The 13,090-nt window shown below is 36.4% G+C and carries 8 protein-coding genes, 2 tRNA genes and 1 CRISPR repeat array; all 10 genes read right to left on the bottom strand.

What is annotated here, in order from left to right:
• Positions 1 to 6: 6 nt before the first annotated feature.
• Positions 7 to 274: direct repeats of the CRISPR family, unit length 28 nt; unit sequence TTTCTAAGCTGCCTGTACGGCAGTGAAC.
• A 197-nt stretch (positions 275 to 471) separates the two neighbouring features.
• The 10 genes from cas6f to BM088_RS24705 all read right to left on the bottom strand — a co-directional run bounded on the left by cas6f (position 472) and on the right by BM088_RS24705 (position 12,975).
• On the bottom strand, positions 472 to 1,023 hold the full coding sequence (gene cas6f / locus BM088_RS24750) for a type I-F CRISPR-associated endoribonuclease Cas6/Csy4 (protein WP_091991239.1): 552 nt from the start codon (positions 1,021 to 1,023) through the stop codon (positions 472 to 474).
• Positions 1,023 to 2,069: a type I-Fv CRISPR-associated protein Cas5fv gene (cas5fv, locus tag BM088_RS24745; protein ID WP_091991237.1), complete on the bottom strand. Its 1,047-nt coding sequence runs from the start codon at positions 2,067 to 2,069 to the stop codon at positions 1,023 to 1,025. The genes cas6f and cas5fv overlap by 1 nt, the downstream gene beginning before the upstream one ends.
• Before the next feature lie 9 nt (positions 2,070 to 2,078).
• Entirely contained in the window at positions 2,079 to 3,083 is a 1,005-nt protein-coding gene (cas7fv, locus tag BM088_RS24740; RefSeq protein ID WP_091991234.1) for a type I-Fv CRISPR-associated protein Cas7fv, read from the bottom strand.
• A 13-nt stretch (positions 3,084 to 3,096) separates the two neighbouring features.
• A complete protein-coding gene (locus tag BM088_RS24735) occupies positions 3,097 to 6,051 on the bottom strand; it encodes a CRISPR-associated helicase/endonuclease Cas3 (protein ID WP_091991232.1) in 2,955 nt (984 codons plus the stop codon).
• Positions 6,048 to 7,088: a type I-F CRISPR-associated endonuclease Cas1f gene (cas1f, locus tag BM088_RS24730; RefSeq protein ID WP_091991229.1), complete on the bottom strand. Its 1,041-nt coding sequence runs from the start codon at positions 7,086 to 7,088 to the stop codon at positions 6,048 to 6,050. Before cas1f ends, BM088_RS24735 begins: the two co-directional genes overlap by 4 nt.
• 99 nt (positions 7,089 to 7,187) lie before the next feature.
• On the bottom strand, positions 7,188 to 8,009 hold the full coding sequence (locus tag BM088_RS24725) for a BrxR family helix-turn-helix transcriptional regulator (RefSeq protein WP_091991228.1): 822 nt from the start codon (positions 8,007 to 8,009) through the stop codon (positions 7,188 to 7,190).
• Positions 8,010 to 8,380: 371 nt separating this feature from the next.
• Positions 8,381 to 10,453 (bottom strand): alpha/beta hydrolase family protein, encoded by a 2,073-nt coding sequence (locus BM088_RS24720; protein WP_091991225.1) that lies wholly within the window; start codon positions 10,451 to 10,453, stop codon positions 8,381 to 8,383.
• A gap of 688 nt (positions 10,454 to 11,141) precedes the next feature.
• Positions 11,142 to 11,229, bottom strand: a tRNA-Ser gene (locus BM088_RS24715).
• A 452-nt stretch (positions 11,230 to 11,681) separates the two neighbouring features.
• A complete protein-coding gene (nadA, locus tag BM088_RS24710) occupies positions 11,682 to 12,722 on the bottom strand; it encodes a quinolinate synthase NadA (protein ID WP_091991222.1) in 1,041 nt (346 codons plus the stop codon).
• 177 nt (positions 12,723 to 12,899) lie between these two features.
• Positions 12,900 to 12,975, bottom strand: a tRNA-Lys gene (locus BM088_RS24705).
• Between the last annotated feature and the right edge of the window lie 115 nt (positions 12,976 to 13,090).

The raw sequence follows: 13,090 nt of genomic DNA, 5'->3' as shown, positions 1-13,090 counted from the left end.
TTTGGATTTCTAAGCTGCCTGTACGGCAGTGAACCAAGCTATTGCTGTAAAATTAAGCACGTTACATTTCTAAGCTGCCTGTACGGCAGTGAACAAGTGCAAAATTCAATGAGCTTTGTAACGAACTTTCTAAGCTGCCTGTACGGCAGTGAACTTAAAACAGAGAACTCAATGGCAAAAACCAAATTTCTAAGCTGCCTGTACGGCAGTGAACTAGTGCATTTAAAAGGTGATGCTGGAGAAAAATTTCTAAGCTGCCTGTACGGCAGTGAACAATAGCTTATCAGCAAAAAAATAAGTTACAACAAGCAGCTAACGCATTTTAGGCTTTTTTACCTAAATTATTAGCTACCTTGTAACTCATTAATATTTAACTAAATTTTTAAAGAGCAATTTTTTAGGGTAAACCTTCGTTTCTCCTAAAAATAAACCCGTTACATTCAACGGGTTTAAAAAAGTTAACAAATAATATTAAAACCAAGGTACGGTTGCTTGTTTACTTAAGCCAAACAAGTCGAACTGCCCTGCTACAGGCTTTTCAAGCAAGTCACCAAATTGAAAGTAACGTCGATGAAAGTGACCGTTGCAATCACTGGTTAATTCCAAATACGGGTTATCTAGCCCCTTGGTAAACATTTTTGCTTTATAAGCTTTTACTTCATCAGGTGAAATCGAACCACGTTTAATCAAACGATTTAACTTTGACTGGGTCATATTACTTTGCTTACGAGAAACCGTTCGATACATTACATTATTTGGTACTGGCTTAATTGCTGATATTTTGCAGTTCGTCGATAACTCTCCTAACCAGTTTAAACCCTGTAAATCGTTAAGCATCGCTTCATTGCCATGGAGACGTAATGTTTTACCTAGTAGCAAGTTGTAATCAGGAAAACTCACTCCAATAGCATCACTTGTTAATCGCCCAAGTGCTTTATGAAGTTGTGCATAAACTTTATTTAAAAGTACGTTTTCACGTAATTCAGTAGTAGGCACTATTTTGATATCAAAATAATAGTCCATTACCTTACCTCCTTGGTGCTGATATTAGTAACATAAGCCAAACCTTTTTTACCTAAGTAAAAAGATGAAACACCTGCATCATCAATCATCTGTTTTATCTGTTTTGCTTTTTCACGACTAACATTAATAACAACTTCTAACGTACCACTGGTTTTGGTCATTAAATGCTTAGTTTTACCTTCACCTTTGACAAACTCTTCATGAATATATGGATTCCCCCAAATTTTCTTTTCTCCTCCCGTAACAAAGTTTTTCATAAAATCTCGTTTACCATTAAACCCTCTTTTAGAAAAACCTGCGACTTTACCTGATTTAGTTTTCGCTTTGCTCATATCAAACTTTCTATTTAACCGCTCAAGTTGAATATATAAAGCAGCGGCATAAAACCTGACAGGCTTTATCTTTCCAGACTTTTCAACATATGGGCTAGATAGTTTCTCTGTTATCAACTCTGAAAAATAATTATTCAAAAGGTGCACTACTTCTTCATAAACACCTAAATTTTCAACAGGTTTAGCTTTTTTATCTAAGGTATCTGCCAGCTCAACTAACTCTGTAGGAGATAGAGATATATCCGTATTTACACTATAGCTTTCATTTTTAATAAAACAGCAAACTTCATCTAAAGACAGTCCTAATACACCCCAAAGTTGTTTTGAAAAATCAGATGTCAACATAGGATCATTGACTTTAATTACCCCAGAGAACGCATTTTGATCTGTACTACCCGTAATATTTCGGATATAAGTCATTTCATTATTCACAAATTTGGGCTGATCTTGAAAGGTTACTTGAGGCTCGATATCTTCAAAATAATAATTTTGCTCAGTTCTGGCTTGATATAATTTTCTTTGATCGCCAATTAAACGATTTAACAAACCCATAACGGTATCAAGAGTCACATCTCTTTTAATAAAGTTTTCAGGTTTCTTTAAACTTGTCATCGAACCAATAAACTTTCGTCCAGTTTTAGGCAAAGGCTCACCATTACTGCCCTCTAAAAAGGAATTTCGCCACGAAGACTCGTATTCAATACTAATTTTCATTACGAACTCCTATTTTGCAAAAAAATAGTTAGCATAATCTGACTCAGGTTGTTCAGCAATACTGCTTTCATCACGTTTAATACGCATCATTTTGCTACTGTCGTTGTAGTCTACCAGTACGCTGTCAACATACATATATGACTTGGCTTGACGAATAGATAGCTCAGAAATAAATGTTAAGGTGTATTCAACTAACGCCTGAATAGCATCATCATTTAATAGAATACCGTTTTCGCCTTCTTCAAAAATAGTACCACTACGGACATAGTTGGTATAAAACGTTGCTTTAGGTGATAAGTCGCTATTTAATGACTGAATGAAAGCTTGAATTTGTTGCGCTACATCCTCTCCCTGCCCTTCCTTAATTTCCATAGCTTCACGATCAAACTTTTTATCGAGAGAAATAAATTGAAGCTGTTCAATACTGATAGAGCCATAAGACTCATATTTGGTATCACCAAAGGTGGTTTTAGAGAAAAATGAATTACTGCTTTCTTCACCTTTTTTATTTAACTCTTTTTCTTTTGACCCAGAACGCCCCATTTGTTCAAAATTACCATTACCGAGTTGATCAACAAAATCTTCAATCAACAACGGGCTGGTACGTTTGTTTTGCGTAGCAGGAATGACATAGCCACGGATCAAACCAGTGACTGATGCCAACACCTTATCTACATTACTTTTTTTCACATAATGTAAATCAAACGCTTGCGTTTTAAACAAATGGTGGCGAATACAGTTTTGACTGATATAAAGTGGGGTTTTATCAAAATCGATATCTGTCGCCTCTTTTAGCTTATTAACTTTAAAATCATGACCTTTCTTAGTTGTCCCCTCTTCAAATTCATTTGCAACACTATTTGTGTAACCTCGTAATTTAGGCATAGTATGATTTTCATAAGGGTTAAGTGGGTGATCCCCTTTTAACGATGTTGGTCCATTCCAGTTCACCACTCCATGACCTAATGCAACAATTTTGAAATCAACACTTTTAATACCTGTTACTTTTTCCATTTTAATTTCCTTTTTATTTATTAAACATTAACTTATTTATTATTTGATTTTTCGATATCTTGCCTATGGCTTGTTTATCACATACGGCGTAATAAATAGCTTCATCATGTGGTTCACTTTCACCAATTTTATTTAGATCTTCGCTGATATAACTTAAATAAATGGCATTTTCAGGGCTGGTGGCGGCACCTTCTAACAGCACTTTTCTTTTATTCATTTGTTTGGCTGGAATACCTTTGAGCAAGGTATTTTCATTAATGCGGCTATCTTTTTGTGCTATATAATCAATTAGGCCTGTGTTACGTATGGTATCTAAAGACTCGGTCAAGCCGCCTTGTTCATCGTTTGCAATAACATATTTATCTAATATGACAGGGGTTTCTGAAACAGTTAGGTCACAAATGGCCATATTTACAAAACGACTGTCACCGCGAAGTGAGCTTTTTTTCATGGTGAGCTTTTTATTGCTTACTTTTCTCTTAGGGGGTGACATTGGATCGTGCACCTTGGCATTAATGAGTTGCGCACTCTTTTTAAGTACTGTTAAAAGGTCCTCCTCTACTGCCCTCTGCCCTTTTGATGTATTGTAAAAATCGCTATACCATTGGTAAATTTCCGCGATAGTGACAACCTTAGTTGTCGCATTAATCTCTTTTAAAAATTCATACCAAGCCTTTGCTGATTGGAAACTAAATAAGCTTCCTAAAAATCGTGCACAACCGCCATTACCTTTGCCTAACTGGATAGATTCAGGTATTGCTATGATATACGTATTAACATCTTCATTTACACCAAACCTGTCTAAACGGCCTAATCGCTGTAACCAATTTTCAGCATGGGTAAATTCAGAAACCATATGGTCACAACTTATATTTAACGATGCTTGTACAACTGGGCCACTACGTAGCAGAGAAAACTTTCTACTACCGCCATTTTTAAAGCTATCAAAAACCTTGTTAAAAAGTTTCAATTTGTCAGACTTTTTAAACTTTGAATGAAACAATATGGCATTTTCATCTTGCTGATGTTGAATAAAACTAACTTGTGCAGCTGTAGCTGTATTACTGATAACAAAGGTTACGTTATTAGCGTCTGATTGTTTTTGCTGATGATATAGTGGGTTTGTATCATCAACAATGGTTTCATCAAAGGTGTTAAATTCTATTTGGTATTTACTCTGATTAAAACTTGGCATATCAACAATGTCGTCAATAACTAAGAACTTTTCGATAAAGAAATAATTTGGTGTTGCTGAAACCAATAAGGTACTGGCCTTTTCTTCTTGCCATTTTTTTGCTTGGATCAATTCAGCAAATAACAAGTTAAAAGCTGGCATATTGATATATTCATGAAACTCATCAAAAACAATGTGTGCATTCATAAAGTCAACAAGGTTGGTAACATGACGATGAGTGGTAATTGCATTTATTATTTGATCAATCGTTGTTAAAACAATATCACCCGAAAAAGCTTTCCCTTCAGGTGTTTCATTATCTTCTCTATTTATATATTTTAACTCTCCTGTATTGATCTCTATTTGTGCATTAGGTAAATACTCTTGGCTAGTTAAATCATTAAATAAGCCTTGGCAAACTTGTACACGTGGGCAAATCCAAATGATTTTCTTAGCATGCGTATTAAGTGCCCACTCTAAGGCAATTTTTGTTTTGCCACAGCCAGCGGGGCCGTTTAATACTTTAACGTGGCTTTCATCATCACAAATAGCAAGTTCAATTGCCGCTTTACTTTGCAATTGATTACGCTCGCTGTTTGGGTAGACTTTTTCAAAACCCGCAATACATTCCTTTATTTGTGTTACTAAACCCCTATCGTTTAGCAAAGCCTTATCTGAAAGGGTAATTAAGGTTTGTTGTTCTATATGTTGATTAAGTTGCTCGCTACTTAGTTGTGAAACAAGTCGATCCGCGCTGATAACAGCAGTTCTAATAAGGTTATTTTTAGCATTAAAAATGACTTCTTGGCTAAAATCTTTAACATCCTCATTGATCTCAGAATACTTCTTATATGCAGGGAGGTTTGGCTCTGCTATATCTTCTAGCTTTTCTTTATCGAGTTTCTTTAACAATCCATCAATTTGAAAATTGGCGCCGTAATTTTTGCTTAATTGGTTAACTGATTGCACTAAATGCATAGATACGTCATAGAAGTCATTAAACTTTATATTAGCTAAACTTTTTTGTGTTTTTTTAAAGATATAGGCTAAATTTTTTAACTCTTCTTTTCTAAAGCGTTTAGCATGGTGCCAATATATGGCGTGTTTTATGATGTTTTTATTTTGTTTGTTAATTTTATTATCATTTTCATTATTCATTAAATGATACATCAATAGCGATATTTCATTGTGACTAGCATGAGTTTCGAATGAGAACTTACCTTTATCAATATGTAAGCCATCACACTCCTCATTAAGGTGTTTGTTTTTATTTAAGAGACCATTAAGCCACTGTTGAAACTCTGGATCTAACTTACCGATGTCATGTAAACACCCAGCAACAAATGCGACGTGCGCCAATTTTTTTGTATCATCACTATTGGTGATCCTCTTCATCAGTTCTGATGCAACATATCCTACAGCAAACAAATGCTGATCTAGTGGTTGTTTATTTGTATTTGCATAAGCCTTTTTATTCATCATTTTATTTTCATCCATTTTTATATCAATGACTTGCGTGCTATTCACTGGCACCACACCCTCACCATTAAACTTCAACTTATTCCCCACCACCCATAAAAATTGGCTCCTTGACCGTGAACGTATCCAGTGGCAACTCACTGCAGTGCTTTTGCTCGCAGTTTGGCGCAACATTTTTTTAACCGTTTGCAAGCCGTCTTCGGTGATCAAAGTTTGCCAGGTATTGTTACCAATGCGGTTCGCAAAAGCATCGAGTACTCTGCGGGTTTTCTTTAACGCATTTTTTTCGCACTGAGATATGAAGGTGACCATCATGGCTTTTTACCCTCTTTAAGCCCAGAATTGTCGACTTGTTGTAAGCCTAAAGGCTCACCTACGGGTGTTTGGGCTAACGCGATACTTTTAACTGTATCAAACATAAAATCGAGTGCCTTATGATCAGTAAAGGCTTGCAGTATTTGCTGGCGAAACTCTTGCTCAGTCGCTTTTTCTTTGGCACACACAAAAGCCCATGGCAATACAATGGCATCTTTTATTAAGTCTGCAATATCAAATACTAAAGCCCCTCTTCTGGTCTTCCCGTGCATTACTGCAAAACCGTGGGGAATACCTAAAACCCATAATGTTGTTGCTGCTAAACCATACGCTAAGTAGTTACCGTGATTTAAAAAGTCATTGGCTTTGTCAGTACTTTGATGCTGCCTTGTGAAATTTTCTGTTTTAGTGGTATTGGCGGCGAACTTATAAAGTGCTTTTGTCAGTTGTGCTTCGGTCAATAACAAATCAGATGATTTATTAGCTGTTAGCATGCGGTCATTAAAGCGTGCTAAAGCTGTTTCTATTCCCGCATCATTAACCGTAAAACCTTCATTTTTTAAATCTCGATCTTTACTCCATACTTTATTGAGGTAGTTAATGCGTGCTTGTTGAAATCGTTTGGCAGCATTTAGGCGTTTTTCATCATCAAACCAAAATTTCATCCAACCTTGAAAATACTCTGTTGGTCTGTACTCACTTTGAGGAGTCATCCACTCAATAGGTTGCTCAACATCATTGGCCATATATAATGGTGTACCTCCACCACCACTAAAGCCTACTAATACGCCAGCTTGTGCCAACATACGCATTGCAGCTTGGGTAATAGAAGTGCCATTACCAAGTAACAATACCGTTGTATTGGCTATCGGAATATTAAAATATTGGTTCTCTTGATTTGACTTATTTGAGATGGCTTCGGTTAAATAAAGTACCCTGCCATCTTTTTGCATTACCCGGCAGTATTCTAAATAATACATATTCGCACGTTTCGAATGCAAAATTGATTTCAAATCTGACGGCTTTAAATTTTCCATTTTTTGCTCCCTCAAACATTATGTTCATCCATTAAACATCTTGCCTAACTCATTAACAATGCTGTAATTATCAACATGTAACGCTATCACTCAGGTCGTTCATGCAGGTTTGGGTAAATAAGGTGATATTGCCCGTAAACATTCAGGGGTTAAAATAATTTGTTGTGCTTCCGCTTGGGTTTGATATGCATCGAGGTGTAATCGTTTCAAGGTGTATTGCACCAGTGCCGCAGTGGTTTTGATGGTCGATGTACCATTTTTCATTTGATAATCGAGTTCTATTACGCGTTTTTGAGCTGGACTTAAACGCGAGTCAGCCATGATCACCACTTCAAGCTGGGTGTGCCACAACCTGTCATCTTGCGCACCATGTGTTGCTTTAAACTCATCATTAAGCTCGCCATTAAAGCGAGATAATACGAAGTCTCGATAATCATTATTTTTGTGACAAAATGCACGAACATGGTAGCGTAAACCATCAAAAACTAAACTGTGAGGCTCTATAATTCGGTCTAAATAATGAGGGTTACTTAATGACAAATAACCAATATCAATTGCTAATTTTTCATTAATTGCACGTAATATTGGCTGAACTAGCTTAGGCTCAGGCTCGCGATTTGGCAATTCAATATGTTCAATCGATGCAAGGTATTTTGATTGATTAACTCTTGTTATTTGTTGATACTCACTAAAAGCACCCACTGATGTTTTGGCAGAAAACTGTGAGGTTGGCAAAAAACCTTTAAGCGACTCATTATAAATAAGATTCTCAGGATACTTTGCCATGTACTGTGTAATAGTACGGCTTGCAGCCTGACGAGATAAATCAAAATATGCCATTATATGGCTGGCATTTACACGCCCCAGCCATTTAGCGAACACTTCAATAAAGTGAAACCTTGCTTGTTGTTCCTTGCTCACATCTATCTCCCTTTTAAGTTAGATACATAATTACAAAATAGGAACATACAATCAATACATTACATGACTTACATTTTTTTCACCCGCAACCTTTAAAAAGTGTTCATTTTTATAGTCACAAAATTGTTATCTCAATTTTATTAACTAAGAGAGAAAATATAATGAGGCCTGATTTTTAAGAGCACAAATTGATAGAGCTGGAGCTAAACCCAAGCATCCATACGGGCAAGGTACTTGATTGAGCAATCACAGGCAAACTGAGTTAGATTTATTGGAATTAAATTAGATTAAGCACTTGAGTTTAAAATTAAAAATCACCAAACAATACAAGGTTTGATGATTTTTATTTAAATGTTAAAGCGATATAATGATCAGCGCTTTATTTCGTGTGTTTTATACTTTTCAAACCATGCCAAAATATTACCGATTTTTTGAATTAAATTGCTTGGTTTAGCAGCAATACCATGATGCGCTTTAGGAATACGCACCATAGCAGTATCTACATTTTGTAATTTTAGTGCTTGATAATATTGCTCTGTTTCACTCATTGGCGTACGGTAATCCACTTCACCTGTTACTAACATGGTTGGTGTTGTAACATTCCCTACTAATGACAATGGTGAATGCTTCCATAAATGGTCAACATGTTCCCAAGGCATGCCGGGCATCCAATATTTAGTAAAATAAGCATAACCATCTGCAGTTAAACTAAAACTCATCCAGTTGATAACAGGCTTTGCCACTACAGCGGCTTTAAAGCGATTAGTTTGACCAATAATCCACGCCGTTAATGTGCCTCCTCCTGAGCCCCCAGTAACAAATAATTGTGCTTCATCGACATAACCTTTGGCAATAACGCCATCAACCACATCCATTAAGTCGTTATAATCTTGCGAAGGATAATTATGATGAATTAAATTAGCAAAATCCGCCCCGTATGACGTACTTCCTCTGGGGTTAGCCCAAACAACAACATACCCTTTGGCAGCCATGAGTTGAATTTCAGTACTATAGTTAGGTCCATATGCGGCGTGTGGTCCACCATGTATCTCTAAAATCATCGGGTATTTTTTGGTTGCATCAAATCCAGGAGGCAGAGCAATCCAAGCTTCAATATCACGACTATCAATACGCGACTTTACCGTCATGGCTTTAACAGAAGCTAAGGTTTTGTGGGCAAATAAATCTTCATTTAACTGCGTTAATTGAATCACCTTGCCCTTTTTATTCATTACCGCTAAATCTGCGGGACGTTGGTTGTTTGCCACGGTGTAAATTAATGCACGACTGTCTGCAACAGTAAAATCACCTGACGTATAAGGGCGACCAAGTGATTGTCCTCCAATTTTAACTAACTTATTTTTTAATTTACCTTTTAAGTCAACATAAGCCACATAACTTTGACCATGATCGTCATAAGAAAAATATAAGCCTTTCCCATTTTTAGCCCAATGAACATTACTAACATTACGATCTAAAGTGGGCGTGAGATTTTTGGCATTTTTGCCATTGCTGTCCATGACGTATAGATTTGAATTTTGACTAGAGAGCTTTTTATCTTCAAAACGCAAGTACGCAATTTTTTTACCATTAGGACTGATGCGAGGGTTTCTATCTGGCCCTTCTCGTTTCACCAGTGGATTAATTTTTCCAGAGTTAACATTAACTTGATAAATGTCAGATTCAAGTGGTCGATCTTGCCAATCATTATGACGGTCACCATCAATAATTAGGTTTTTACTGTCTTTTGACCAATTAATCACCCCTCCATGATGAAAATCACCTGATGTCACTTGTCTGGCAGTACCGCCAAGAGCAGGTACTACATAAATATGAGTAAAGCCGGCTTTAGTATAACCACCACCGTTGCTGCGATAAGACATTTGATCTATATACTTTGCTTTACCAGCCCATTTAGCACCTTTTGGTTTTTTAGGCATTTCTTTAAAAATGTGAGTTGCTTTACCTGGCTTAAACATTGAAAAAGCTATCGACTTTCCATCTGGAGACCAAGAGATATCACTTGGCGAATTTTGTAAATTGGTAACTCTAGATGTTTTACCTGACGCAAGCCATAGGATATATAGTTGATTATCACCTTCAAGAGAAGAGAGATAAGCTAAACGTTTACCATCAGGTGAAAAGCGTGGCATACGATAATTCGCTTTACCCGATAACACAGGTTCATGTGCCGTACCATCTACATTAACTTGCCACAAATTGACTCTGCTGCCATCTGTCATAATATCCATAGCACGGCGTTCATATATAACATATTTACCATCAGGACTGACTTGCGGCGATGCGGCATATTCTAAATTGAAAATATCTTCATAGCTTATCAGTTTGCTATCAGGTTGCTCAGCTGAAATTGCCTGTAATGATAGTAATAAAGTGATAAATATCGAAGGCAATATTGATAAGTTTTTAACATGTTTTAACATGTGTGAGTTGCTCCGTATGCAAATGATAAAAAACGCGCTAGACAAATATTTATATCTCCCGAAAAATATAATGACCCAACGATTGTTTCTATAATCTAATCGATATCATCGGGTTAGTAAAATAATAGCGTTAATTTTAATAGGATAAACATTCAACTAAAAATGTTATGTTTTCATCTCGGTGAGTTTTTGGGTCTATATCTTGTTTTAATCGAGCCTAAATATTAGCCCTTAGTCTTCATCCACTTCAACAAACATCAACTTCTATTTCTCGTTTGTTTCAATGAGGTTCTATAGGAAACACCTAGAGCGAAATTTTCACGTGCTTTTATAAATGCTTTTGAGTATTTTAATACCCAAGTTTTAGCTCTTGAAGATTTAATTCTGAGCTACAACCCGTCACCTTCTGCAAGTATATTTTTTCTCTTGAGCCTTAGCCTGCTTGACTTCAGTGTGTATTAAAGGTCTTATCTTTTTAGCCATGCGATATCACCACAAAAGTGAAAAATCTAAAAAGTAATGTACCACAGGGGGTTCAATAAAGTATTTATATGCGCCAGTGCTGCATAAGTGTTTGATTGCTGTAAATGATGAAAAAACGTTAAAAGGTGACAATTCGTTTAGGACATTGGAATTAATAAGGTAAATATATTTAAAAGGGGTATATAACACAATATAGAAAAGGAAGTGGCGGTGAGAGTGGGAGTCGAACCCACGATACGTTTCCGTATACACGCTTTCCAGGCGTGCTCCTTCGGCCACTCGGACATCTCACCGCAATATTTATTTGAATTTTCAGTGCTCAAACTCACTTCAGTGTTAGCCGATGAACACGCTTGGCGTGTTAATAAACCTTGGCGGCCTCTCGGGCACCACACCGCAAATTTATTCTGCTTAACAGGTTAAGCGATACGCATAGTAGGGAATATTGCTCTCTTTCGCAAGAAAAAATACATGTATTTTATTTAAATGGGTAGATATTAAGCACTTTTTAAATTTGAAGCTTAATATTAAATTGATTGTATATTTGAATTCAAACTTAATGCAGGTTTTTTTGAGTTTATTGGACTTTGTTTGACTTTATTAGGCTTTGAAGTCGCGATGTTTTTCGAACTAAAGTTAAATGGCTAACGATTAAAACATTTACCACAGAGACAAAGTAACTCATTCAAATAAATTACTTTTGATGTGTCTCTATGGTGATAAAAGTTTTTATATTAAAACTCTATTATTTTTTTAAACTTGCTGAAAAGTCTAACATGCGATTAAGTGACTTTAATGCGCCTTCTCTTAAAGTCATATCTACAAATACTTCTTTATCTGCTGGGTCAATTAAAGCTTCTTCAATCGCTTTTAAGCCATTCATTGCCATCCACGGGCAATTAGCACAACTTTTACACGTTGCACCTTCACCAGCGGTTGGAGCCGCAAAAAATTCTTTATCAGGGCATAACTGCTGCATTTTATAAAAAATGCCTCGGTCTGTTGCTACAATAAACATTTTATTATTCATTGTTTGCGCGGCTTTAATTAACTGGCTGGTTGACCCTACAGCATCTGCTAACTCAACAATTTCGGCTGGCGATTCTGGGTGCACCAAAACAGCCGCTTCTGGATAAAGTGCTTTCATATCCTTAAGTGCTTTAGTTTTAAATTCATCATGCACAATACAAGCACCATCCCACATGATCATGTCGGCACCAGTATTTTTTTGAATGTATGAACCTAAATGTTTATCAGGCCCCCAAATTATTTTTTCACCTTGTTCATCTAAATGCTCAACAATTTCAAGGGCACACGACGACGTTACGATCCAATCAGCACGGGCTTTAACTGCTGTAGAAGTATTTGCGTATACAACTACCTTACGCTCTGGATGTTTATCACAAAATGCTGAAAACTCATCTATAGGACAACCTACATCTAATGAACACGTTGCAGCAAGTGTTGGCATTACAACTGTTTTTTCTGGGGTGAGAATTTTTGATGTTTCACCCATAAAGCGAACGCCCGCTACCACAATAGTTGTAGCTGGATGAGTTTTTCCAAAACGGGCCATTTCAAGTGAATCAGCAACACAACCGCCAGTCTCTTCCGCGAGTGCTTGTATTTCAGGATCAGTATAATAATGCGCAACTAATACGGCATTTTTTTCAACTAATAATTGTTTAATTTTTGTTTTGTAGTCTGATTTTTCGGTTTCAGATAAAGGGGCTGGCTTTGGAGGAAAGATATATCCCTCTGGCATAAATTGTTCAGCTAAATTCATTTTCTCGACCACTTAGATTCACTGTAAAAAATTTGTAATGACGGTTTCATTAAAGTGAAAATAATACTATTTAAAATTGTGGCGAATTATACGAAAAATGAAGCTTAAATGACAGTATTTGAATATGAAATAAGTAATAGAGTTATAAGACTTTGATATTATATGATGATTTTAGAATGGTGGGCCATGATGGACTTGAACCATCGACCAATGGATTAAAAGTCCACTGCTCTACCAACTGAGCTAATGGCCCATTCAATATTGATTGCATTAACCTGCCGGCTTGTTTTAATAATGAATGGTGGGCCATGATGGACTTGAACCATCGACCAATGGATTAAAAGTCCACTGCTCTACCAACTGAGCTA

Source organism: Pseudoalteromonas denitrificans DSM 6059 (genome assembly GCF_900112265.1).
In the GTDB taxonomy this organism is placed as follows: Bacteria; Pseudomonadota; Gammaproteobacteria; order Enterobacterales; family Alteromonadaceae; genus Pseudoalteromonas; species Pseudoalteromonas denitrificans.
Note: the sequence above shows the minus strand (reverse complement) of the source record. Positions and strands in the feature narration are given on the sequence as shown.

What these genes read in the sequence shown, in the direction of transcription:
- cas7fv (WP_091991234.1), bottom strand. Translation starts at nt 3,083, where the DNA reads ATGGAAAAAGTAACAGGTATTAAAAGTGTTGATTTCAAAATTGTTGCA.
- cas1f (WP_091991229.1), bottom strand. Translation starts at nt 7,088, where the DNA reads ATGGAAAATTTAAAGCCGTCAGATTTGAAATCAATTTTGCATTCGAAA.
- nadA (WP_091991222.1), bottom strand. Translation starts at nt 12,722, where the DNA reads ATGAATTTAGCTGAACAATTTATGCCAGAGGGATATATCTTTCCTCCA.
- cas5fv (WP_091991237.1), bottom strand. Translation starts at nt 2,069, where the DNA reads ATGAAAATTAGTATTGAATACGAGTCTTCGTGGCGAAATTCCTTTTTA.
- BM088_RS24720 (WP_091991225.1), bottom strand. Translation starts at nt 10,453, where the DNA reads ATGTTAAAACATGTTAAAAACTTATCAATATTGCCTTCGATATTTATC.
- cas6f (WP_091991239.1), bottom strand. Translation starts at nt 1,023, where the DNA reads ATGGACTATTATTTTGATATCAAAATAGTGCCTACTACTGAATTACGT.
- BM088_RS24735 (WP_091991232.1), bottom strand. Translation starts at nt 6,051, where the DNA reads ATGATGGTCACCTTCATATCTCAGTGCGAAAAAAATGCGTTAAAGAAA.